We start from the raw sequence: 23,218 nt of genomic DNA on the forward strand, positions 1-23,218 counted from the left end.
TTTTTCAATATTATAAATTAACAAGAGTGATGTAGAATAGAAAAAATTAAATATAGAATAAAAAATAAAATTAATTAATATAAAAAACTAAATAAGAGGTGATTTTTCAATATGGAAAGATTAGGAAATAGAGCAAATAATGAGATAAGACCAGTCAAGATAACTACGAATTTTACAAAATACGCAGCAGGGTCTGTACTTATCGAAATGGGAGAAACTAAGGTAATATGTACAGCTACAGTTGAAGATAAAGTGCCACCATTTTTAAGAAATACAGGTACAGGTTGGATAAATGCAGAGTATTCTATGCTACCAAGTTCAACTCAGCAGAGAAAGATAAGAGATTCTGTTAGAGGAAAGATAGACGGAAGAACTCAGGAAATACAGAGATTAATAGGGAGAGCAATAAGATCTGTTATAGATTTAGATTTATTAGGTGAGAGAACTATATGGGTTGACTGTGATGTTATCCAGGCAGATGGAGGTACTAGAACAGCTTCAATAACTGGTGGGTTTGTTGCAGCAGCTCAGGCAATTTACGGACTTTATCAGAATAAAGAAATCAAAAAACTTCCTATAAAGAATTTCGTATCTGCAATAAGTGCAGGTGTTTTAAACGACGAGCATATATTAGACCTTTGCTACGAAGAAGACTCTGCAGCTAAAGTAGATATGAACTTTGTAATGACAGACAAAGGTGAATTTGTAGAAGTTCAGGGAACTGGAGAAGAAGCTCCATTTAGTAGAGAAGATTTAAACAAATTATTAGAACTAGGGGAAAAAGGAAACAAAGAGCTAATAAAAATACAGAGAGCTGCAATCCCAGAAATAGGAGATGCTGTGCTTGGTATGGACTACGGAAAAGACGTGGTAATAGCTACAGGAAATAAACACAAATTACAGGAAATAGGGGACATACTAAAAGATTTCGACTATAATGTTATGTCTTTAAAAGATGTAAACTTAGATGGAATAGAAATAATAGAAGACGGAAAAACTTTTGAACACAATGCTTTAATAAAGGCTAGAACAATTTCAAAATTAACTAATAAAATATCTATAGCAGATGACTCTGGATTAGTTGTTGATTGTTTAGGAGGAAAACCGGGTATATACTCAGCAAGATATGCTGGAGAACATGCAACTGATGAAGAAAACAGAGTAAAATTATTCGAAGCTATGAAGGACGTTCCAATGGAAGATAGAACTGCAAGATTTGTAAGTGCGATAGGTGTTGTACTTCCAGATGGTAAAGAATTTACAGTTAGGGGAACTGTTGAAGGAAAGATAACATTTGAGGAACATGGAGAAAATGGATTCGGATATGACTGTATGTTTATGCCAGATGGATTTGATAAGACATTTGGAGAAATAGATCCAGAAATCAAAAACAGCATGAGCCATAGAGCAAATGCACTTAAAAAGATGAAAGAAGAATTTGTTAAAAGGGTTGTGAGATAAATATGAAAATAGGAATAGTTAGCGATACACATAGGATGATTAGGAACATAGATAAGGCAATTCCTTATTTAAAAGGCTGCGACCTTATTGTACATGCAGGGGATAACTACTCTGATGCAAGATATATTTATACTGAAACGGGTGTAAATGTTATGGCAGTTGTTGGAAACTGCGACTTTGAAGATGCAGAGGATGAATTATTATTCGATTTTGCAGGGAAGAAATTTTTCGTATGCCACGGACACAGATACGATGTGAAATACGGAACAAATCTTTTACAGACAAAAGCAGAGAGAGAAGGAGCAGATATAGTTGTGTTTGGTCATTCTCATGAGACTTTTTCAGAAATAATAAATGGTGCTCTTTATATAAATCCAGGGAGCCTTTCTCTTCCAAGAGGTGGAAGTAATAGAGGATTTGCTATATTAGAAATAGATGGAGAGAGTATAAAAGTTAAGGAAATAGAAATTTAATTTGAAAAATATCTGTAACTTTTTTGAAAAGGCAAAAAAATAGTCAAATAATCGAAATATAATCATAAGAAAGGTTGTATTTAAAAAAAGTTATGTGATATAATTAAATGGTTATATAGAATTATAATGGATAAAAATACCATATTATAATATCTCAAAGTATATTAGGAGGATTTTTAAGAAATGAAAGCAGAATTACTTAAAAAAGAAGGTAACGTAGTTACTTTAAAAATAACTGTAGACTACGATAAATTCAACGGAGCAGTTGAAAAAGCTTACAAAAAAACTAGAGGTAGATACAACATACCAGGATTCAGAAAAGGTAAAGCTCCTAGAAAAATAATAGAAATGAACTACGGTGAAGGAATATTCTACGGAGATGCTATAGATGCATTATTCCCAGAAGTATTCGTACCAGCTGTAGAAGAAACAGGTATACTTCCAATAGGTGCTCCATCTATAGATGTAGATGAAATAAGCAAAGACAACGGATTAGTTATGTCTGTAGAAGTAGAAGTTAGACCAGAAGTTAAATTAGAAAACTACAAAGGTGTAGAAGTTACTAAAGATGTTCCAGAAGTAACTGAAGAAATGATAACAGAAGAATTAAACAGAATGTTAGACAAAAACTCTAGATTAGTAGACGTTGAAAGAAATGTTGAAGACGGAGATATAGTAAACATAGACTTCAAAGGATTTGTTGATGGAGAAGAATTCGAAGGTGGAAACGCTGAAGGATACGAATTAACAATAGGATCTCACACATTCATAGACAACTTTGAAGAACAGTTAGTTGGAAAAGCTTTAAATGAAGAAGTAGAAGTTAATGTAACATTCCCAGAAGGATACTCAAGAGAAGATTTAGCTTCTAAACCAGCTAAATTCGAAGTTAAAATAAACGCTATAAAAGTTAGAGAAATACCTGAATTAAACGATGAATTCGCAGCAGATACTACTGAATTCGAAACTTTAGATGAATTAAAAGCTGATATAAAATCTAACCTAGAAGAACAGGCTGAAAACATGGCTGAAAATCAGGTAAGAGAAGAAATAGTAAACAAAATAGCTGAAGCAGCAGACTTCATAACTCCAAACGCTATGGTAGAAGATCAGTTAGATAGAATGATGCAGGAATTAAACTATCAGTTAATGAGCCAGGGATTACAGATGGAAATGTTATTAGAAATAACTGGTAAAGACTTAAAAGGATTAAGAGAAGAAAGAAGAGAAGACGCTGAAAGATTAGTAAGAGGAACTCTTGTATTAGACGAAGTAGCTAAATTAGAAAACATAGAAGCTTCTGAAGAAGACGTTGATGCTGAATTAGCTAAAATGGCAGAAATGTACAAAATGGAAGTAGAAGAAATGAAAAAAGCTTTAAGACCAGAAGATTTAGAAGATATAGCTGGTCAGCTTAGAGTTAGAAAAACTATAGACTTCCTAGTTGAAAATGCTACAATAGCATAGTTTATAATTAGTCTATAAATATTTGAAAAAACAAGGCTGTCTAAAGTGATATGTATGTATCTTAGGCAGCCTTATATTGAATGCAAAAAAAGAAAGGGGTTACATAAAATGGCATTAGTACCTTATGTTGTTGAACAGACAGGAAGAGGGGAAAGATCTTATGATATATTCTCTAGATTATTAAAAGACAGAATAATATTCTTATGTGATGAGGTAAATGATGATACTGCAGGACTTATAGTAGCTCAGCTTTTATTCTTAGAAGCAGAAGATCCAGATAAAGATATACATCTTTACATAAACTCACCAGGTGGAAGTATAACAGCTGGTATGGCTATATACGATACAATGAACTATATAAAACCAGATGTTAGTACTATATGTATAGGAATGGCTGCATCTATGGGTGCATTCTTACTTTCTGCAGGTGCAAAAGGTAAGAGATACGCACTTCCAAACAGTGAAATAATGATACATCAGCCACTAGGTGGAGCTCAGGGACAGGCAACTGAAATAGAAATCCGGGCTAAGAGAATCATAAGAATGAAAGAAAAATTAAACCAGATACTTTCTGAAAATACAGGTCAGCCATTAGAAAAAATAATGGCAGATACAGAAAGAGATAACTTCATGGAAGCCGATGAAGCACTTGCATACGGATTAATAGATGAAGTTATAACAAATAAACCATTATAAGAGAGGAGAATTTTAATGGCAAAATTTGATGATAAAAAACAGCTAAAATGCTCTTTCTGCGGAAAAACTCAGGATCAGGTAAGAAGATTAATAGCAGGTCCAGATGTTTGTATATGTGATGAATGTGTTGAACTTTGCGAAGATATAATCAGAGAAGAATTTGAAGAAGCTAACGAAGAAACAACATCAATCGATTCATTACCAAAACCAAAGGAAATGATGGAAATATTAAATGATTATGTAATAGGTCAGGAAAAAGCTAAAAAAGCTTTATCTGTTGCAGTTTACAATCATTATAAAAGAATATACAGCAATTCTGAAAATGATGTAGATATACAGAAAAGTAATATATTACTCTTAGGGCCAACAGGTTCTGGTAAAACATTACTTGCTCAGACACTTGCTAAAACACTAAACGTTCCATTTGCTATGGCAGATGCAACAGCTCTTACAGAAGCTGGTTATGTTGGGGAAGACGTTGAAAACATACTTCTTAAACTAATCCAGGCTGCAGATAATGATGTAGAAAAAGCTGAAAAAGGTATAATCTACATAGACGAAATAGATAAAATAGCTAAAAAATCAGAAAATGTATCTATAACAAGAGATGTCAGCGGAGAAGGTGTTCAGCAGGCACTTCTAAAAATATTAGAAGGAACTGTAGCTAACGTTCCACCACAGGGCGGAAGAAAACATCCAAACCGGGAATTTATAAAAATAGATACAACTAATATACTATTCATATTAGGTGGAGCATTTGACGGATTAGAACAGATAATCCAGAGAAGATCTAGTGAAAAAACTCTAGGATTCGGAGCTAAGATAGAAAGCAAGAAAAACCTAGACTTAGGAAAAATATATGAAAATGTACTACCAGAGGATTTACTAAAATACGGTATAATACCAGAATTTATAGGTAGAATCCCAGTAATAGCTACATTAAATATGCTAGATGAAGATGCATTAGTTACAATACTAAAAGAACCTAAAAATGCATTAGTAAAACAGTACAAAAAATTATTCGATATAGAAGATGTTGAACTAGAATTTGAAGACGATGCACTAAGAGAAATAGCTAAAAAAGCTATAGACAGAAACACTGGTGCCAGAGGTCTAAGAAGTATAGTTGAAAACATAATGATGGATACAATGTATGAAGTACCATCTGAAGAAAATGTTGAAAAAGTAATAGTGACTAAGGAATCTGTACTAGACAATGATGTGCAGCCAACTATAGTTTACAAAGAAAATTAATATAGAACGCAAAGAAGGGTATTGAATTAACGCTCCAGGCTTCGAACTTTGCTCCTTTTTAAGAGTTAGCTTTATCAAGCTAACAAAAGGATGCAAAGTTCTGCAGATTGTCGCTGTTAATTTCAATACCCTTCTTTTTGCGTCAGTATGTTAATTTTTTTGAACCATAGTGTAGCTACATATCATAAGTTTAGTACAGATTTAGTCTGAAAAATGCGAAATAGGAACAGTTTGTAAAATTGCTTGAAGGAATTAGCACGATGTTGTCCTCATTCGCCAGGCTTCGAACTTTGCCCTTTTTTAAGAGTTAGCTTTTCAAGCTAACAAAAAGGTTGCAAAGTTCTGCAGATTGTTGAACAGAGGACTAACATCGTACCAATTCCAAAAGTAAGACTGTTCTACAGAAAAATACCAAATAAAAAATTTAAAAGTTAGCAAATAAAAAAAGAGAGATGACAATAAACTTATGACATCCCTTACAAATTGCGTAAACTATATTATATTTTCTTTATGAACTAATAGTTTGTGAGCATATCATAAGTTTAGTACAGATTTAGTCTGAAAAATGCGAAATAGTAGCAGTTTGTAAAATATGTATAAATACTAAAATAAGATAAACTAAAGTTTTATATATTTTATAATATTCAAACCAATCTCTATACGGAAATGATGTCAGTGTACTTTTTAATAGGATTGTATTTATAAAGGAGAAAAAGTTGGGAACAATAAGCTAAGGGTACTTATTTTATGAGTAATTTGGAACTATTTGTGGCACTTTTTAAAAATATGTAAAAAAATAGGAATGGAGTAGGTTATTTCTAAGGTATCTACTTAATTGATAATATGCAACCTGAACTCGACAATTTGCAGAACTTCGCATCCTTTTTGCGTTAGGTTTGAAAAGCTAACGCTTAGAAAGGGCGAAGTTCGAAACCTGGAGAGGAAGGTTGTTATTATTAAATTAAGTAGATGCCTATAGAAATACTACGACATTCCTTGCTCTTTTTCTATAATTTATAAAAAGGCCATTAATATACCTATTGCTCCGAAGATAAATACAATAGCTATTGACCCAACTTTTTCTTTCTTTAATAAATACAATGCCACTAAAAAGGCAACGACATCATAAAGTCCCCAAGTAATTTCTTTACCAGAAGATACTGCTGCAGCAAGTATAAAACCAAGTGTTATCGGTCTTAATACTGTTAGCAGATTTTCAACTTTTTTATTATCCTTAAACTTATCCAATAAATGAGATATGATTGTAAGTCCTACAAGTGAGAATATAACAACACCTACAGATGCTGCAAGTGATCCCCAAAAACCAGCAGTTTTGAAACCTACAAATGTAGCACTATTTATTGCTATTGGTCCAGGAGTTGACTGAGATATTGCAAGTAAGTCTAAGAATTCCTGGTTTGTTATAAAGTGATACTTATTGATAAATTCTTGCTGTATAAATGGAAGCATCGCATAGCCTCCACCAAAGCTGAATGCACCAATCTTTAAGAATATTAGGAAGAGAAGTATTATTTTAGACATAAGCTATATACACCTCCTAATAATATTAAATATATTGGACTTATATTGAAGAATGCCACAGCGACAAAAGAAACAACTAAGAAAATCATATTTCTTTTAGTCTTAGGCAGTTTATCCAGCATTTTTAAGAATGAATATAATATAAGTGCGATTACAACTGGGTTTACACCTCTAAAGAATCCGTCGAGAATCTTAGAAGATGAGTTGGCAAAATATAAATACGCTAAAGCTATAACTATACAGAATGAAGGCATAGTTGCTCCAAGTAGGCAAACTAAAACACCTTTTATTCCATTTATTCTATAGCCTAGAAGTATAGAAATATTTGCTGCCAAAACACCGGGATAACTTTGAGCTATAGAAAGGTAGTCTAGAAATTCTTCTTCACTGACTAATCCTTGCTTTTTTACAAGCTCATCTTGGATTAGGGGAACCATGGCGTAACCTCCGCCGAAAGTAAATGAACCTATTTTAAAAAATGTTAAAAAAAGTTTGAGCATTTTAATCCTCCTTGTAAATAGATTGAAGTTTTTTAAATTCAAATCAATTTATATTATATCATATAATATATAAGTTAATATTATTTTGTAATATATTATATAAAATAGGGTATAATAATAAATAGAGGCGTGATAGTAAAAAATAATTGTAAATAGGTGTATAATCTGATAATAAAAAATAACTGTAAATAGACCTGTTATGTGGCAATAAAAAAATAATTGCAAATAGGGCAATAAAACGATATAATAATCTATTAAATGATAAAATTCAAAACATTTTCGGTTGAAAATTAATATCTGTAAAGATATAATAGTAAAAGCAGTGAAATTCTTAAAAAAGGAGATGAGGAACTGAATATGAGTAAAAAATATACTAAAATTGAACGTGAATTACCGGTAATCCCACTTAGAGGATTAGCAATATTCCCATATATGATATTAAACTTTGATATAGGTAGAGAAATGTCTTTAAAAGCTTTAGAAGAAGCTATGTTAAACGACGAGGTTATATTCCTTACTTCTCAAAAGGATCCAGAAATAGATAATCCAGATGAGGATGATTTCTACAAAGTGGGGACTATATCAAAAGTTAAACAGATGATAAAATTACCTGGAGATACAGTTAGGGTACTTGTTGAGGGGCTAACAAGAGGTACTATAAAAGAAATAGATAATGAAGAAGGGTACTACAAAGCAATAATCGAGGAAATAGTTGAATTAAGTGATGAAGATTTTGCAAATGTAGATTTAGATGTAGAAACTAACATAGAAGCATGTGAAGAAGATAAAGATTCATGTGCTGAAGAAAAAACAGAAGCATGTGAAGAAGTAAATGCAGATGAAGAATCAATAGAAAGTAAAGATTCAAAAGAGGAAAAACTTGAAAGCATAGAAAATGATGTTGAAATAGAGGCATTAGTTAGAAATGTTATGGATGCTTTTGAGGACTATATAAATATAGGAAATAAAATATCTCCTGAGATATTAATAAGTCTTGCAGAAATAGACGATTACGGTAGATTAGTGGATACAATAGCTGCAAATATCTACCTAAAACCTGAGAAAAAACAGGAAATATTAGAAGAATTCGATGTTAAAAACAGATTAGAGCTTATATTTACTATCTTATTAGAAGAAGTTGAAATAATGAAGATAGAGAAAAAAATAGCTTTAAGAGTTAAAAAACAGATGAATAAAATTCAGAAAGAATATTATTTAAGAGAACAGATGAGAGCTATCCAGAAAGAGCTTGGAGAAGATGAGGACACATCAAGTGAAGCTGATAAATACAGAAAACAGCTAAAAACTTTAAAAGCTCCAAAAGAAACTAAAGAAAAAATAGCTAAGGAAATAGATAAATTTGCTAGAATGAGCTCAGCAGCACCAGATTCATCAGTAAGTAGAAACTATTTAGATATGATATTCTCACTTCCTTGGAATAAGGAAACTAAAGAAAAATTAGATGTTAAAAAAGCTGAAGAAGTATTAAATGAAGACCACTATGGATTAGATAAGGTTAAAGAAAGAATACTTGAATATTTATCAGTAAGAAAATTATCTAAGACTCCAAAAGGGCCGATAATCTGTCTTGTTGGGCCTCCAGGGGTTGGTAAAACATCTATAGTTAAGTCTGTAGCTAGAGCACTAGGAAGAAAATACACTAGACTTTCTCTTGGTGGTGTTAGAGATGAGGCTGAAATAAGAGGACACAGAAGAACTTATGTAGGTGCAATTCCAGGTAGAATAATCAATGGAATGAAAGAAGCTGGCAGCAAGAATCCAGTATTCCTACTAGACGAAATAGATAAAATGGCATCTGATTATAAAGGAGATCCAGCTTCAGCAATGCTAGAAGTACTAGACCCAGAACAGAACAAAGGATTTGTAGACCACTACATGGAAATACCTTTCGATTTATCAAAAGTATTATTCATAACAACTGCAAATACTTTAGATACTGTGCCTAGACCATTATTAGACAGAATGGAAGTTATAAGAATTTCTGGATATATAGAAGAAGAAAAATTAAACATAGCTCAGAAATACCTTCTTCCAAAACAGATAAAAGAAAATGCACTTGCTGAAGGATTCGTTACAATGGACGAAGAGGTTATGAGAAAATTAATAAACTCATACACTAGAGAAGCAGGTGTTAGAACATTAGAAAGAACAATAGGAAAAGTTTGTAGAAAAGTAGCTAAAAAATACGTTGAAGATCCAAGCCTAGAAGGATACGATGTTAAAATGGAGGACCTTCCAGAATTCTTAGGTAAAGAAGTATTCAAATACGATTTAGCTAAGGATGAGCCAAGAGTAGGTCTTGTAACTGGTCTTGCATGGACAGAAGTAGGAGGAGTTACTCTTGAAGTAGAGGTAAACGTGCTTAAAGGTAAGGGAGAAATAGTGCTTACAGGTCAGCTAGGAGATGTTATGAAAGAATCAGCTAGAGCAGGTATATCATACATAAGATCTAGAGCTGAAGAATTAGGCATAGACCCAGAATTCTACAAAAATACAGATATACATATACATCTACCAGAAGGAGCTACTCCAAAAGACGGCCCTTCAGCTGGTATAACTATGGCTCTTGCTGTAATATCAGCGCTTACAGGTAGAGGAGTTCCAGGAAATATAGCTATGACTGGTGAAATAACTCTAAGAGGTAGAGTGCTTCCTGTTGGTGGAGTTAAAGAAAAATTATTAGCAGCACATAGAGCAGGGGTGAAAAAAGCACTTCTTCCTGTAGAATGTGAAGTTGATTTAGACGAAATACCAGAAAATGTAAAAGAAGATATGGAATTCGTATTAGTTGAGACAATGGACGATGTTTTAAAAGAAGCGTTAATATAATTGTTGATGTAAAATACGTTAATGGAAAATATTTTTAAAAGAGCTAATTTTATTTTTAGGAAGCTCTTTTAAAAATTATTGGTTTGAATTATTGCGAGTTTATAAATAGAAAAGGACGGTGAAAGTATGAAAATAAGAAGCTCAGAGATAACGATGAGTGCTGTACATAGACACCAGTATCCTACAGACGGAATACCTGAGATAGCACTAGCTGGGAGATCTAACGTGGGTAAATCATCACTTACAAATGCTTTACTTAACAGAAGAAATTTCGCTAGAACAAGTTCTACACCAGGTAAGACAAGAACAATAAACTTCTACTTAATAAATAAGGAGTTTTTCTTTGTTGATTTACCAGGGTATGGATATGCAAAGGTTGCTAAGTCTGAAAAGGATAAGTGGGGACAGGTAATGGAGAGATACCTTCAGGATAGGGAAGAGCTTTGTGCGATATTCCTTCTTGTAGATATAAGACATGAACCTACAGCAGACGATAAGATGATGTACGACTGGATAAAATACTACGGATATGACTGTGTTGTTGTTGCGACAAAAGCAGATAAGATATCTAGAGGACAGTATTTAAAACATTTAAGTGTGATAAGAAAGAAACTTCAGTTAGAAAAGGATGAAAAGATAATACCTGTATCTTCATCTAAAAAAACTGGAATAGAAGAACTATGGAGTGAAATAGTTGAGCAGTATAGAAAACATGGATACGAAATAACTGAAGATTAGTATTTGGAGGGGCTAAGGCAAAATTTTGCTAAAGCCTCTCTTTTTATGCTAGTGATTTCAAACAATCTACTCTCCAGGCTTCAATGCCTCGCACAATTATATAAGACCTTAAAATTGTTGCGAGGCATTTCCAGATTGTCGAGTGCGATTTGTTTGAAATTACTAGCAAAAGAGAAACTTTATCTAAAATTTTGATTTAGCTACCATAATACAAATCATTAGTTATTTCGTAGTAGTTTTCTATACTGTTTGTTAGATGGAATATATGGGACCGCAGTATGTCAAAAACTGATATACTGTGGTTCTTTTTTTATGCAGTAAAGTAATTTATATTATTATATAGTTTATTAAGCGATTTTTGATTTTATGTATCGAGAGTTTAGTTTAATGATGCATAAAATTATTAATTGTTATATTTTTTTAAGGAATAAGATTTTTTAGATAGATTAGATATTAGTTTAGACTGGGGGTTTTTAGATGATAGATAAGAGTAGAATTAAGGCGGTTGCTTGGGCAGAAATAGATTTAGATGCTTTTAAGAGAAATTTAAAGAGCATAAGAAATGTTTTAAATAATGGAGAAAAGATTTGTGGAATCGTAAAGGCTGATGCTTATGGACATGGTTCTGTTGAGATTGCAAAGACTTTAGAGGAAAATGATGTAGAGTATCTTGCAGTTTCTAGGGCAGAGGAGGCTATGGAGCTTAGAAGAAAAGGTCTTGAGCTTCCGATTTTGATACTTGGCTACACTCCAGAGCAGAGATATAGAGATATAATCAGAAACGATGTTATGTTCACTGTTTATTCTATGGAGGATGCGGTGAAGTTAAATGAAGCAGCTGAGGAGCTTGAGATGGACGCAAAAGTTCATATAAAGATAGATACAGGAATGAACAGACTAGGATTTAAGGTTACTGAGGAGTCTGTTTGTGAGATTAAGGAAATAAGCGAAATGGATAGAATTAGTATTAAGGGGATATTTACTCATTTTGCTGCAGCCGATGAAGTTGACAAGAGTTTTACTGAAATGCAGGGCGAAAAATTCAAGTATATGTTAAATAGATTAAAAGAAGAAGGTGTTGAAGTGCCATTGGTGCACGCAGCAAATAGTGCAGCTATAGTGGATTGCGACGATTTAAAATTCGACATGGTAAGAGCTGGGATAATCATGTACGGATGCTATCCTTCAGATGATATTATGAAAGAAAGAGTACCTGTTGAGCCTGTAATGACTATAAAAACTAGGGTTTCTCATATAAAAACAATAGAGCCTGGCGAAAAAATAAGCTACGGATGCACTTACGAAGCAAAGGAAAAAGAAAGAATTGCTACACTTGCAATAGGATATGCAGACGGATTTGTTAGAGGAAGAAAAAATCCAAAAGTTTGTATAAACGGAAAAGACTATGAAGTAGTTGGAAGAATCTGCATGGATCAGTGCATGATAAAAATAGGAATGGATGACGACATAAAAGTTGGAGATGAAGCTGTAGTATTTGGAAAAGGTGGGGTTAGCATAAGTGAATTTGCTGATGATTGCGGAACAATTGCCCATGAAATAATGTGCAACATCTCAAGAAGAATACCTAGAGTATTCATCGAACACGAGGATATAATAAAATACGACGACTACCTAAGATACTAAAAACAAACTATAGCCAACCACATAACTAAAAATAAATATACTTACGATAAAAAACTACAAACGAAATACTAACAACAAGCAAATTTACCAACCACGTAAATTTGCAGTCAACAATTTTGTTAAATATGTTTTCGTATTAAATAAGTAACGATTTATATAAAGTCTGTTTGAAAAGCAAAAGAAAGGGATAATATATGTAACCGAACTCGACAATGCGACTCGATCGCCTGGAGAGGAGGATACATATATTATCCCTTTTGTTTTTCAACAGACTTTTATAAATCGCCTTATTTAGATGAAAAAAATTTAACAAAATAATGTTGACAAAAATTATCTAGTTTGATAAGATTAAGACATAGTAGGTGATGGAAAATGTTATTTACAAGGGAAAGTGACTATGCAATAAGAATTGTGAGGGCACTAAAAGACGAAGAAAAATTAACAATCAAAACAATATGCGAAAGAGAAATCCTACCAGAGGCATTTGCTTACAAGATTATCAAAAAGCTTGCAAAGAGCGACATAGTAGAGATAAAAAGGGGAGCAAATGGAGGATATAGTTTAAAAAAAGACCTAAACGAACTAACTCTTTATGATGTAATAATCGCAGTTGAGCCAGATTTTGCAGTTATGGAATGTATAAATAATTTCTGTAGCAGAAATGGAGCAAATGGGATGTGCAAGGTACATAAGGAGCTAATCTATATTCAAAATCAGGTAGAGATGCTACTAAAAAGAAGAAGTCTAAATGAAATATTAGAAGATAAAGACTTCGATTGTGGAGAGTGTAAAAGCTTCGACACTAGGAAAAGTATATTATAAAAATTAGCACTAAGCAGTGTTAAAAAATCAGTATCAAAAAGGTTAAATTTTGCATATTAAAAAACAAAAAAGCTTGTATAAATTCAAGAATGGTAAAACTTGTATGGATTCAAGCTAAAAAATTTTTAGGATTAAAGTGGACTAAAATAGTCTAAATAAAAATCTGAACTAAAAATTTAAAATAAATACAAAAGATAAAAAGAAGTACAAAATAAAAAAAAATGCAAAAGATAAAACGTCAAAACAAAATAACAAATTCATCAATTTTTTAATCGAAGCAATAAAAAACAGCAATAATAAAATAATAAAAAATAATTTAAAAAATTAATTTCCAATATCAGGAGGTAGAACAATGAATCATAAATGCTATGGCTGTAATACATGTAAAAGTGCAGACAAACCTTTAGAAGGTTACATAAGAAACCTTCCTTTTGAAACATCTCATCACAGAGTAGACACTCAGAAAACTAAATGTGGATTCGGTTTACAGGGAGTTTGCTGTAGACTATGTTCAAATGGGCCTTGTAGAATAACTCCAGAGTCTCCAAGAGGAATATGTGGAGCAAATGCAGACACAATAGTTACAAGAAACTTTTTAAGAGCAGTTGCATCAGGATCAGGATGCTACATACACGTTGTTGAAAATACAGCAAGAAACGTAAAAGACGTAGCTCAGAAAAAAGGCGAAATAAAAGGAATAAATGCGTTAAATAAATTAGCAGATATATTTGAAATACATGAAGAAGATATGCACAAAAGAGCAGAAATGGTTGCAGATGCTGTATTAGCTGATTTATATCTTCCTGAATTTGAAGAAATGAAATTAATCAAAAAAATGGCTTATGCTCCAAGATATGAAAACTGGAAAGAACTTGGAATACTACCTGGTGGGGCAAAATCAGAAGTATGTCATGGTGTTGTAAAATGTTCAACAAACTTAAACTCAGACCCAGTTGATATGCTAAAAGATTGCTTAAAACTAGGAATTTCAACAGGTATATACGGATTAACTCTTACAAACCTACTAAACGATATAGTTTTAGGAGAGCCAGAAATAAGACTTGCTCCTGTAGGAATGAGAGTTGTAAACCCTGATTACATAAACATAATGATAACTGGACATCAGCACTCAATGTTTACATACCTTCAGAAGAGATTAACTGAAGAAGATGTTGTTAAAAAGGCTGAAGCAGTTGGAGCAAAAGGATTCAAATTAGTTGGATGTACTTGCGTTGGACAGGACTTACAGCTAAGAGGTGCTCATTATGAAGATATATTCGATGGACACGCTGGAAACAACTACACAAGTGAAGCAATACTTGCGACTGGTGCAATAGATGCAGTTATATCAGAATTCAACTGTACACTTCCAGGAATCGAGCCAATATGTGACGAATTAAAAATAAAACAGATATGTATAGATAGCGTTGCTAAAAAAGCAAATGCAGAATTAAAAGAATTCGACTTCGAAAACAGAGAAGCTGTTTCAGAAGAGATAATAGACAAAATAATAGAATCTTATACATCAAGAAGAGGAAATGTGGAGCTTAACTTATTTGAAGATCATGGATTCGACAATGCTTTAACTGGTGTAAGTGAAGGTTCATTAAAAGACTTCTTAGGTGGAAACTGGAAACCACTTATAGACTTATTAGTAGCTGGAGAAATAAAAGGTGTTGCAGGAGTAGTTGGATGTTCAAACTTAACTGCTGGAGGACACGATGTTTTAAGTGTTGATTTAGTTAAAGAATTAATATCAAGAGATATAATAGTTTTAACTGCGGGATGTTCTTCAGGAGGAATAGAAAACTGCGGATTTATGAATCCAGAAGCTGCTAAATATGCTGGACCAAAACTAAGAAAAGTATGTGAATCTTTAGGAATACCACCAGTATTAAACTTTGGTCCATGTTTAGCAATAGGAAGACTAGAAATAGTAGCTACAGAATTAGCTGAAGCTATAGGCATAGATTTACCTCAGTTACCACTTGTATTATCAGCAGCTCAGTGGCTAGAAGAACAGGCACTTGCTGATGGATGCTTCGGACTTGCTTTAGGATTACCACTACACTTAGGATTACCTCCATTTGTAACAGGAAGTGATGTAGCGGTAAAAGTATTAACTGAAGATATGAAACAGTTGACAGGTGGACAGGTAATAATAAACCCAGATGCAAAAGAAACAGCTGATATTCTTGAAAAAATTATAGAAGAAAAACGTGCTGCACTTAATATCTAAGGAGGGCGCCTATATGAAAAGAATAATTGTAGACTACGAAAAATGTGACGGATGCAAAAACTGCTCAGTGGCATGTATGCAGGCTCACAGAAAAGATGAAGGCGATGTATACACACTAAACCTTCTTGACCCAGAAAATGAATCAAGAAACTTTATATATAAAGACGAAAAAGGAAATTATCGTCCTGTATTTTGCAGACATTGTGATGAACCAGAATGTGTGATGTCTTGCATGAGTGGTGCTCTTAAAAAAGACCCAGAATCAGGACTTGTTACATACGATGAAAAAAGATGTGGTTCTTGCTTTATGTGTGTAATGAACTGTCCATTTGGTGTATTAAAACCAGACAGAATAACTAAGACAAAAGTTATAAAATGTGATTTCTGCTTAGAGCATGGTGGAGAGCCAAGTTGCGTAAAATCATGTCCTAAAAAAGCAATTCATGTAGAGGAGGTGTAATCTGTGAAGTATGTAATTATCGGTGTAGGGGCTGCAGGTATTACAGCAGCTGAAGAATTAAGAAAATTAGACAAATGCTCTGAGATTACAATGGTTTCAGAAGATCAGTTTGTACACTCTCGTTGTATGCTACATAAATATATATCACATGAGAGAGATGAAAAGACTCTAAACTTCACAAGTGAAGACTTTTTTGAAGTAAACAATATAGACTGGAAAAAGGTTGGAGTTGATAAAATAGACACAGCTAATAAGGAAGTTGTCCTTTTAGATGGTGATGTTGTAAAATACGACAAGCTTCTAATAGCAACAGGTGCAAATAGTTTTATACCACCAGTTGGAGATTTTAGAAAGGCATCTAACGTGTTTGGGCTTAGACATTTAAGAGATGCTCAGGCGATAGATAATATGGCTGAGGAATCAGAAAAGATACTTATCGTTGGATCAGGTCTTGTTGGACTTGATGCTGCACATGGACTTCTTGAAAGAGGTAAGGATGTAACAATAGTCGAAATGGCTCCTAGCATACTTCCTGTTCAGTTAAATCCACATGCAGCTGAAGAATACCAGAGAAAATTTGAAGAAGCAGGTGCAAAATTCTATCTTGGATGCAAAGCTGATAAGGCTGAGTGCTCTGAGGACGGAAAGATTCACGCAGTTACATTTGATACAGGAGAAACAGTTGCTTGCGATATGATAATCGTTGCAGCTGGGGTTAGACCAGCAGTAGGATTTTTAGAAGGAAGCAATGTAGAAGTAGACAGAGGGATTGTTGTAGACGACTTTATGAAAACTAGTGTGGACGATGTTTATGCAGCAGGAGATGTTGCAGGTCTTTCTGGAATATGGCCAAATGCTATGAAGCAGGGAAAAACTGCAGCTAGAAATATGACTGGTATGGCGGAAAAATACGAAGATAGATTTGCTATGAAGAATACTATGAACTTCTACGGACTAGTAACTCTTTGTCTTGGAAATATAAGAGAAGAGGAAGGGGACAAAGTTGTAGAGCAGGAAGATTCTAAAAACTACAAGAAGGCAGTTCTTAGAGACGGTAAGCTTAAGGGAATTCTTCTTCAGGGTGATATTTCTCATTCAGGAATTTGGCAGTATATAATTAAGAATGAGATAGATGTAGACTTTAAAGAGAATATTTTTGATATAACATTTGCTGATTTCTATGGAACAGGAGAAAGAGGAAAGTATATCTGGAATTACTAAAAATATGAGGCTGTTGCAATTAATGCAACGGCCTTTTTAATTGAGTAATTTACAGACTTAGGTAGCAAAGTTTGATTTATATTGAAGTATAGGTTTGAATTTTGTAAAAGATAACAATAATTATTTTTTATAAAATAATTATTGTTAATATGATATAATAAATTTAAGAGAAATTGTAACTGAGAGTGATGTTTCCTACTATTCACCACTTTCTCATGAAAGTTGGAGAAAGGAGGCGATAGATTGGAAATTTTAGATTGTTTTATTGACTTTATTAAGAAGTTATTGAAGATAATCATAAAGCACTCGGATGAAATAATTATCCGGATTATAGGTGCTATGATATATGATCTAATAAAAAAATCACTCTAGTTGGCAGACAAGAGTGATTCTCCAAATATAAATATTTCTTGGGGAAATATTACTCATACCACTAAGTTACAATTTCTCCCTTTTTATTGTCTATTTCTTTAAGATAAGTATAACATTTTTTAGACTTATTGTCTAAAAAATTTACCATTTCCAACATATAAAATTTGGTGAAAAGTGGTAAAAAGTTAAGATTAGTTTGAAAGGTAAAGTGGATTTATTGCTAATAGTATATACTTATAGATTGCAAATATATCACTATAGTGATATATTTGTGTTAAGTAGAGGAGGAGATAGTATGGATAAGTTAGTTACTGTATATCATGGTTCGAAGGATGTTATAGAGCAACCTACTTTTGGAGAAGGTAGGAAGAATAATGATTTTGGAGTAGGTTTCTATTGTACAGAGAGTAACGAGCTTGCAAAGGAATGGGCAGTCTCTTCAATGAAAGATGGTTTTTCAAATAAATATACATTGGATACTGAGTATTTAAAAATTCTAAACTTGAATAGCCCCGACTACACAATTTTGAATTGGATTGCTGTTTTAATAGAGCATAGAGTGTTTTCTATAAAGACACCAATAGCTAGAAGAGCAAAGAGATATTTAATTGATAACTTTGGAATAAATGTAAATGCATATGATTTAATTATAGGATATCGTGCAGATGATTCATATTTTGATTATGCAGAAACTTTTTTAAATAATGGAATATCTGTAAAACAGCTTGCGAGAGCCATGAAACTTGGAAAGCTAGGAGAACAAATAGTTATTAAATCTAAATTTGCTTTTTCAAAATTGAAATATGAAGGTTATGAAGAGGCTAAGGTTGATGAATATTATGAATTAAGAAAAAATAGAAATGATGAAGCAAATAGAATTTATTGGGAAATGTTCGATGAAGAAGATGATAGTATCTATATTCAGGATATTATCAGAGGAGGGATAAAAAATGACGATCCACGCATACCAAGAAATGTACGCGTATAGGGCTCAGTCAGCTCTAGGAGATGCATTTGATTATGCAATTAATGTCTTGAAAATGCAACCGAATGACTTTATTACATTATTTCTTGTGAGTTCTATTAGTAAGAGTATGGAAGTTGGGGAACCAAAGTATGTTACAGGAAAAAGTGGTATTGAGATTTTGGTAGATGTAATTTATGAAACGACAGGCAAGGAATTTGAAATAGAAGCTGAGGATAGATTTTTTAGAACAAGAGAGTATTGGATTGGATGGGCAGTTGCATACTATCAATGGTATTCTAATAGGAGTTATTCTGAGATTTTTGAGGCAGTTTCATTTGAGGAGCTTCAGAATATGTACTATACATTGCATGAAGCTGATATAACTAAGTTTGTTGAAATCATGGATTCTCTATTAAAAGAATATTTTCACGAAACAAATTTGAAGAGAAGAAGGGTAAGATGCAAGTTAAGTCAGAGTAAGTTGGCTGAACTTTCTGGAGTTAGTTTGCGTTCAATTCAAATGTATGAGCAGAGGAATAAGGATATAAATAAAGCGAGTGCAGATAAATTATATCGGATAGCTAAAATTTTGAACTGTAAAATTGAAGATTTGATTGAAAAATAGTATAGAGAATGAGCCTTGTACTTGAGTACAGGGCTTTTTTCTGTTAAAATTAAATTTTGAGAATAATAGTTTTTAGTACTGAAAAAATTATAATATTTACTTTTTTAAAAGTTATTATAATTGATTTTTTTAGTTAAGATAAGTTATTTTTGAGAGAAGATAATTTTAGAATAAAAGAGAAAAAATTAAAAAGTAAAACTAAAGTTGTAAAATTAGAGAGAAAATAATTTTAAAATAAATCTAAAGTTATAAAATTTTGGAAAGAATTTGATTGAGATAGATAAAAATTTTAGAAAATGGAGGAAGTTATGCTAGAGAAAAATAAAGAGTATGTAGTAGACATAGTAGACATGGGTGAGTCTGGTGTCGGAATTGGTAAATACGATGGGTTTACAGTTTTTGTGGACTGTGCATTAGTTGGAGAAAAGGTTAAGGTAAAGATAAACAAGTCTAAGAAAAATTATGCAGTTGGTGATCTTGTTGAGATTATCGAGCATTCACCATACAGAGTGGAGAGAGTTTGCGACGATAGCCTAAAAATGTGCGGTGGATGTCAGATTCAGGAGCTTGACTACAATAAGCAGCTTGAACTTAAAACTAACGAGGTTAAGCAGGTTATTTCAAGAATTGGTAAGATTGAAGGTGCGACTATACACGATACAATCGGTATGGAAACTCCATTTAGATACAGAAATAAGGCTCAGTTCCCAGTTCAGATGAGAAAAGGGGAGCCTGTGATTGGATTCTACAAAAAGAAGAGCCACGAGGTAATTCCAACAGCTAAGTGTATGATTCAGCACGAATTAAACGACGAAATAATCGAGGTTGTTAGAGAATTTATCGTCGAAAATAATATAAGTGTGTACGATGAGGTGAAACACAAAGGTCTTTTAAGACACATAGTTACAAAAATCGGATTTACAACTGGCGAGGTTATGGTTGTATTAGTTGCAAATGGAAAAAATATACCTAATGTAAATAAACTTGCAAAAATGCTTGAAGAAAGAATAAAAGGATTCAAGACTTTAGTAGTAAATGTAAATACAAACAAGACAAATGTAATTCTTGGAAGAGAGAATAAAGTTATATGTGGAACAGGGAAAATCAACGATTATATAGGAAATCTTGTGTTTGAAATATCTCCACTTTCATTCTTCCAGGTAAATCCGGTGCAGACAGAAGTGCTATACAACAAGGCTTTAGAGTATGCAAATTTAACTGGAAATGAGACAGTTTTCGATATATACTGCGGAATTGGTACGATTTCTCTGTTCTTAGCACAGAAAGCTAAGAAGGTCTACGGAATTGAGATTGTCGAGGATGCGATAAAAGATGCTAAGAGAAATGCAGAACTTAACGGACTTGAAAATACTGAATTCTACGCTGGAAAAGCGGAAGAAGTTGTTCCAAAGATGTACAAAGAAGGTAAGAAAGCAGATGTTGTCGTTGTCGACCCACCAAGAAAGGGCTGCGACGAAAAAGTGCTTGATACTATAGTTTCTATGGATCCAGAGAGAGTGGTTTACGTTTCTTGTAACCCATCTACTTTGGCGAGAGATTTAGCGTATATGGACGAAAGAGGATTCAAATGCGTTGAAATTCAGCCAGTTGACATGTTCCCTCACTCAGTACATGTGGAAAATGTGGCATTATTAGAGAGAAAATAAAGAGGAAAGTCTGATATGATATTTTTAATTATTCTTTTAATATTAGCCATAGGTGGACGATTGGCTTGTTCTACTATTTGCCCACTTGGAATAATACAAGAATTAATTTTTGAAATACCGTATTCTAAGAAATTTGTAGAACTTCCCTATGAAAAATATCTAAAGAAAATAAAATACATTATATTTATTTCGTTACTTATTTTAGTGCCAATGTCAGTTATGCAAAATAAGAGTATATTTGGAGATTTTAAGATATTTGTAAAATTATTTGGATTTGGGACAGTATTTTTGATGTCTATATTTGTTTTTAGACCGTTTTGTAAATATTTGTGTCCTTTTGGAGTGTTTTTAGGATTGTTTAATAAAATATCTCCGTTTAGATACAAGGTGGATAGCAGTTGTAATAAGTGTGGGCTGTGTCGGAAAAAATGCAAAATGGGTATAAAACCGTATGAAAATCCAAATAGTGTTGAATGTATAAGATGCGGCGAGTGTATAAATAAATGTGCGAAGAAATCAATTCATAAATAAGAAAAGGGACTGTTGTAGTGTTAGCTGCAAAAGTCCCTTTTTACTTGGAAGTTACATGGAAATATTTAGAAAGCATTATATCTACTCGAAAGTTACTCGAAAGTACTCGAAAGTTACTCGAAAATATTTTTGAGTATTTAATAAATATAACTATTTGTATTTGGGGCTAAGAGTGTAATATTGAGTAGGATCTTTTTTATTACTACCATGCCACTGCAAAATACCAATGCTTTCAAGTTGTTTTAAATTATTTCTAGATGTAACATCACTTCTTTTTGTTAAAGAGGAAGCTATTTTCACAGTTATTTTTTCATTTGTCATTAGAAATTGAACAATTTTAATTTCATATTCATTTAAAGAATTAAAAACTGATTCATCGAAATTCTTTTGTATTCTATCTTCCACTCTTAGGGTTCTTGAAGTAATACTATTTTCAAGTACAAGCAAGACAGAGTTTCTATTCGGTTCAGAGTAAGTAGGATTATTTAGGTAAAAACCATCCATCTCATCATATATTCTTTTTACACCTTCATTAAGCTCTTTAACCCATCCAAACTCACTCAATACTCTTGCTATTCTTGGATTTCTAGAATAACGGGTATTTTTCATATTATCCAAAGTAACGATATTTGGAAGTTTTCCAGGGCTAAAAATTTCTAATCTATCGTCATACAATGAAACTCTAATATAATCTCCAATAATAGAATAATTCCTATGAGTTAAGCTATTTACAATACCTTCAAACCAAGCAAATTCAGGATATTCAGGTATTATTTTGAAAAGACCATCCTTATCAAGATATTGAAATTCTCTGAGTTGAAAATTTATAGCTTGTCTTACTTCTTAAATAATTTTTGGAATAGCATATTCGTAGTTTATTTCTTTGATAAGATTTAACCTTCTTCCTGTTTCCATTTTTGTACCATCGTATTTTAGAAGTCTTAACCTAGCTTGTGGTAAGAATTTTGTTGGATATTTTGAGAATAATAAAACTCCGGCAACAGTAAGATGACCTTCTTTCATTAAAGATCTACTTTCTAAAATTTCCTCTAATGATAGATTAGTATTTAGAATATATTTGTATTTTAATAAAAGTTCTATATCTACATCATCAAAACTAGAATCTTTTATGACTAAATCCTCAAAACTTCTATCTCCTTTATCGTATTCAAGTTGTGTTATTTCATTATGTGTTAATAGTTTTGACTTATCTCCTATGCGAAGATAAACTTTGTTATCACTTGTTTTAATTACATTATTTTCTACAGAATCAATAAAAAATAGAAGAATTTGCTTTTCATTTACTTCTATAATTTCTGTTTCTATCATTAAATTTCCTTGGCAGCATGAAAATGGAACATACAAAAAATCATTTATAGAATTTGCTTTATCATAATTAAATCCTGTTATTGCTCCATTATCCTCTATTCCAATTGCCAATATACCACCATTTGCATTTGAAAAAGCAACTAAGTGCCTTGCTACTTCAGTGGGCTTGATTCTTGCACTTTTCCTATCTAAATATTGACCTTCTCTTTCATTGCATAAATAATCTATACTAACTTCTTTTTTCATAATTAAACACCCACTATATATAGGAAGGACAAACAAATGATAATTTATACAATGAAAGTTATAGAATTTACTATGCAAAAATGATAAGATATAAGAAAAAGTTTTAAACAAAAG

The 23,218-nt window shown here is 32.5% G+C and carries 20 protein-coding genes; 16 read left to right on the forward strand and 4 right to left on the reverse strand.

The genetic code is table 11. The features are described 5' to 3' along the window. Window positions 1-111: 111 nt before the first annotated feature. From rph to clpX, 5 genes are all read left to right on the forward strand, one after another. Entirely contained in the window at window positions 112-1,461 is a 1,350-nt protein-coding gene (rph, locus tag ACK2WO_RS03920; protein WP_414698432.1) for a ribonuclease PH, read from the forward strand. 2 nt (window positions 1,462-1,463) lie between these two features. Further along, a complete protein-coding gene (locus ACK2WO_RS03925; RefSeq protein WP_178411904.1) occupies window positions 1,464-1,934 on the forward strand; it encodes a YfcE family phosphodiesterase in 471 nt (156 codons plus the stop codon). A gap of 183 nt (window positions 1,935-2,117) precedes the next feature. Next, the gene (gene tig, locus ACK2WO_RS03930; protein ID WP_414698433.1) at window positions 2,118-3,401 is read left to right on the forward strand and encodes a trigger factor; all 1,284 of its coding nucleotides are present in this window, start codon (window positions 2,118-2,120) and stop codon (window positions 3,399-3,401) included. Between the two features lie 108 nt (window positions 3,402-3,509). After that, window positions 3,510-4,097: an ATP-dependent Clp endopeptidase proteolytic subunit ClpP gene (clpP, locus tag ACK2WO_RS03935; protein ID WP_178411906.1), complete on the forward strand. Its 588-nt coding sequence runs from the start codon at window positions 3,510-3,512 to the stop codon at window positions 4,095-4,097. 15 nt (window positions 4,098-4,112) lie between these two features. Next, window positions 4,113-5,351, forward strand: a complete 1,239-nt coding sequence (gene clpX, locus ACK2WO_RS03940) for an ATP-dependent Clp protease ATP-binding subunit ClpX (RefSeq protein WP_178411907.1) — start codon at window positions 4,113-4,115, stop codon at window positions 5,349-5,351. A 1,014-nt stretch (window positions 5,352-6,365) separates the two neighbouring features. On the opposite strand, the gene ACK2WO_RS03945 is transcribed toward clpX, so the two are convergent. Together ACK2WO_RS03945 and ACK2WO_RS03950 are read right to left on the reverse strand one after the other, a co-directional pair. Next, window positions 6,366-6,893, reverse strand: coding sequence for a chromate transporter (locus ACK2WO_RS03945; RefSeq protein ID WP_414698434.1), 528 nt, complete (start codon window positions 6,891-6,893; stop codon window positions 6,366-6,368). After that, the gene (locus ACK2WO_RS03950; RefSeq protein WP_414698435.1) at window positions 6,881-7,393 is read right to left on the reverse strand and encodes a chromate transporter; all 513 of its coding nucleotides are present in this window, start codon (window positions 7,391-7,393) and stop codon (window positions 6,881-6,883) included. Before ACK2WO_RS03950 ends, ACK2WO_RS03945 begins: the two co-directional genes overlap by 13 nt. A gap of 357 nt (window positions 7,394-7,750) precedes the next feature. On the opposite strand from ACK2WO_RS03950, the gene lon reads away from it, so the two are divergent. The 11 genes from lon (at window position 7,751) to ACK2WO_RS04005 (ending at window position 21,529) form a co-directional block, all read left to right on the forward strand. Then, window positions 7,751-10,243, forward strand: a complete 2,493-nt coding sequence (gene lon / locus ACK2WO_RS03955) for an endopeptidase La (protein ID WP_414698436.1) — start codon at window positions 7,751-7,753, stop codon at window positions 10,241-10,243. A gap of 126 nt (window positions 10,244-10,369) precedes the next feature. Then, window positions 10,370-10,981 (forward strand): ribosome biogenesis GTP-binding protein YihA/YsxC, encoded by a 612-nt coding sequence (gene yihA / locus ACK2WO_RS03960; protein ID WP_178411564.1) that lies wholly within the window; start codon window positions 10,370-10,372, stop codon window positions 10,979-10,981. Window positions 10,982-11,458: 477 nt separating this feature from the next. Beyond that, the gene (gene alr / locus ACK2WO_RS03965) at window positions 11,459-12,625 is read left to right on the forward strand and encodes an alanine racemase (RefSeq protein WP_414698437.1); all 1,167 of its coding nucleotides are present in this window, start codon (window positions 11,459-11,461) and stop codon (window positions 12,623-12,625) included. A gap of 372 nt (window positions 12,626-12,997) precedes the next feature. Then, window positions 12,998-13,447 carry an RrF2 family transcriptional regulator gene (locus tag ACK2WO_RS03970; RefSeq protein WP_414698438.1) on the forward strand — a complete coding sequence of 150 codons (450 nt, stop codon included), beginning with the start codon at window positions 12,998-13,000 and terminating at the stop codon, window positions 13,445-13,447. 352 nt (window positions 13,448-13,799) lie between these two features. Continuing rightward, window positions 13,800-15,686 (forward strand): anaerobic carbon-monoxide dehydrogenase catalytic subunit, encoded by a 1,887-nt coding sequence (cooS, locus tag ACK2WO_RS03975; protein ID WP_006439674.1) that lies wholly within the window; start codon window positions 13,800-13,802, stop codon window positions 15,684-15,686. A gap of 13 nt (window positions 15,687-15,699) precedes the next feature. Continuing rightward, window positions 15,700-16,146, forward strand: a complete 447-nt coding sequence (locus tag ACK2WO_RS03980; protein ID WP_414698439.1) for a 4Fe-4S dicluster domain-containing protein — start codon at window positions 15,700-15,702, stop codon at window positions 16,144-16,146. Window positions 16,147-16,149: 3 nt separating this feature from the next. Further along, window positions 16,150-17,367: an NAD(P)/FAD-dependent oxidoreductase gene (locus ACK2WO_RS03985; protein WP_414698440.1), complete on the forward strand. Its 1,218-nt coding sequence runs from the start codon at window positions 16,150-16,152 to the stop codon at window positions 17,365-17,367. A 667-nt stretch (window positions 17,368-18,034) separates the two neighbouring features. After that, window positions 18,035-18,727, forward strand: a complete 693-nt coding sequence (locus ACK2WO_RS03990) for a DUF3990 domain-containing protein (protein ID WP_414698441.1) — start codon at window positions 18,035-18,037, stop codon at window positions 18,725-18,727. Beyond that, entirely contained in the window at window positions 18,690-19,331 is a 642-nt protein-coding gene (locus ACK2WO_RS03995) for a helix-turn-helix domain-containing protein (protein WP_414698442.1), read from the forward strand. The genes ACK2WO_RS03990 and ACK2WO_RS03995 overlap by 38 nt, the downstream gene beginning before the upstream one ends. Before the next feature lie 308 nt (window positions 19,332-19,639). Beyond that, a complete protein-coding gene (rlmD, locus tag ACK2WO_RS04000; RefSeq protein ID WP_414698443.1) occupies window positions 19,640-20,998 on the forward strand; it encodes a 23S rRNA (uracil(1939)-C(5))-methyltransferase RlmD in 1,359 nt (452 codons plus the stop codon). Window positions 20,999-21,013: 15 nt separating this feature from the next. Continuing rightward, window positions 21,014-21,529 carry a 4Fe-4S binding protein gene (locus ACK2WO_RS04005; protein ID WP_414698444.1) on the forward strand — a complete coding sequence of 172 codons (516 nt, stop codon included), beginning with the start codon at window positions 21,014-21,016 and terminating at the stop codon, window positions 21,527-21,529. A gap of 150 nt (window positions 21,530-21,679) precedes the next feature. Here ACK2WO_RS04005 and ACK2WO_RS04010 read toward each other — a convergent pair whose 3' ends face one another. Then, a complete protein-coding gene (locus ACK2WO_RS04010; RefSeq protein WP_414698733.1) occupies window positions 21,680-22,357 on the reverse strand; it encodes an ATP-binding protein in 678 nt (225 codons plus the stop codon). Between the two features lie 15 nt (window positions 22,358-22,372). After that, window positions 22,373-23,104 carry a helix-turn-helix domain-containing protein gene (locus tag ACK2WO_RS04015; RefSeq protein ID WP_414698445.1) on the reverse strand — a complete coding sequence of 244 codons (732 nt, stop codon included), beginning with the start codon at window positions 23,102-23,104 and terminating at the stop codon, window positions 22,373-22,375. Between the last annotated feature and the right edge of the window lie 114 nt (window positions 23,105-23,218).

It is taken from the genome of Peptacetobacter sp. AB845 (assembly GCF_047528295.1).
GTDB lineage: Bacteria > Bacillota > Clostridia > Peptostreptococcales > Peptostreptococcaceae > Peptacetobacter.

Bases quoted from the DNA above. Each gene is read 5' to 3' on its own strand.
- rph (WP_414698432.1), top strand. From the start codon at position 112: ATGGAAAGATTAGGAAATAGAGCAAATAATGAGATAAGACCAGTCAAG.
- ACK2WO_RS03925 (WP_178411904.1), top strand. From the start codon at position 1,464: ATGAAAATAGGAATAGTTAGCGATACACATAGGATGATTAGGAACATA.
- tig (WP_414698433.1), top strand. From the start codon at position 2,118: ATGAAAGCAGAATTACTTAAAAAAGAAGGTAACGTAGTTACTTTAAAA.
- clpP (WP_178411906.1), top strand. From the start codon at position 3,510: ATGGCATTAGTACCTTATGTTGTTGAACAGACAGGAAGAGGGGAAAGA.
- clpX (WP_178411907.1), top strand. From the start codon at position 4,113: ATGGCAAAATTTGATGATAAAAAACAGCTAAAATGCTCTTTCTGCGGA.
- ACK2WO_RS03945 (WP_414698434.1), bottom strand. From the start codon at position 6,893: ATGTCTAAAATAATACTTCTCTTCCTAATATTCTTAAAGATTGGTGCA.
- ACK2WO_RS03950 (WP_414698435.1), bottom strand. From the start codon at position 7,393: ATGCTCAAACTTTTTTTAACATTTTTTAAAATAGGTTCATTTACTTTC.
- lon (WP_414698436.1), top strand. From the start codon at position 7,751: ATGAGTAAAAAATATACTAAAATTGAACGTGAATTACCGGTAATCCCA.
- yihA (WP_178411564.1), top strand. From the start codon at position 10,370: ATGAAAATAAGAAGCTCAGAGATAACGATGAGTGCTGTACATAGACAC.
- alr (WP_414698437.1), top strand. From the start codon at position 11,459: ATGATAGATAAGAGTAGAATTAAGGCGGTTGCTTGGGCAGAAATAGAT.
- ACK2WO_RS03970 (WP_414698438.1), top strand. From the start codon at position 12,998: ATGTTATTTACAAGGGAAAGTGACTATGCAATAAGAATTGTGAGGGCA.
- cooS (WP_006439674.1), top strand. From the start codon at position 13,800: ATGAATCATAAATGCTATGGCTGTAATACATGTAAAAGTGCAGACAAA.
- ACK2WO_RS03980 (WP_414698439.1), top strand. From the start codon at position 15,700: ATGAAAAGAATAATTGTAGACTACGAAAAATGTGACGGATGCAAAAAC.
- ACK2WO_RS03990 (WP_414698441.1), top strand. From the start codon at position 18,035: ATGGATAAGTTAGTTACTGTATATCATGGTTCGAAGGATGTTATAGAG.
- ACK2WO_RS03995 (WP_414698442.1), top strand. From the start codon at position 18,690: ATGACGATCCACGCATACCAAGAAATGTACGCGTATAGGGCTCAGTCA.
- rlmD (WP_414698443.1), top strand. From the start codon at position 19,640: ATGCTAGAGAAAAATAAAGAGTATGTAGTAGACATAGTAGACATGGGT.
- ACK2WO_RS04005 (WP_414698444.1), top strand. From the start codon at position 21,014: ATGATATTTTTAATTATTCTTTTAATATTAGCCATAGGTGGACGATTG.
- ACK2WO_RS04015 (WP_414698445.1), bottom strand. From the start codon at position 23,104: ATGAAAAAAGAAGTTAGTATAGATTATTTATGCAATGAAAGAGAAGGT.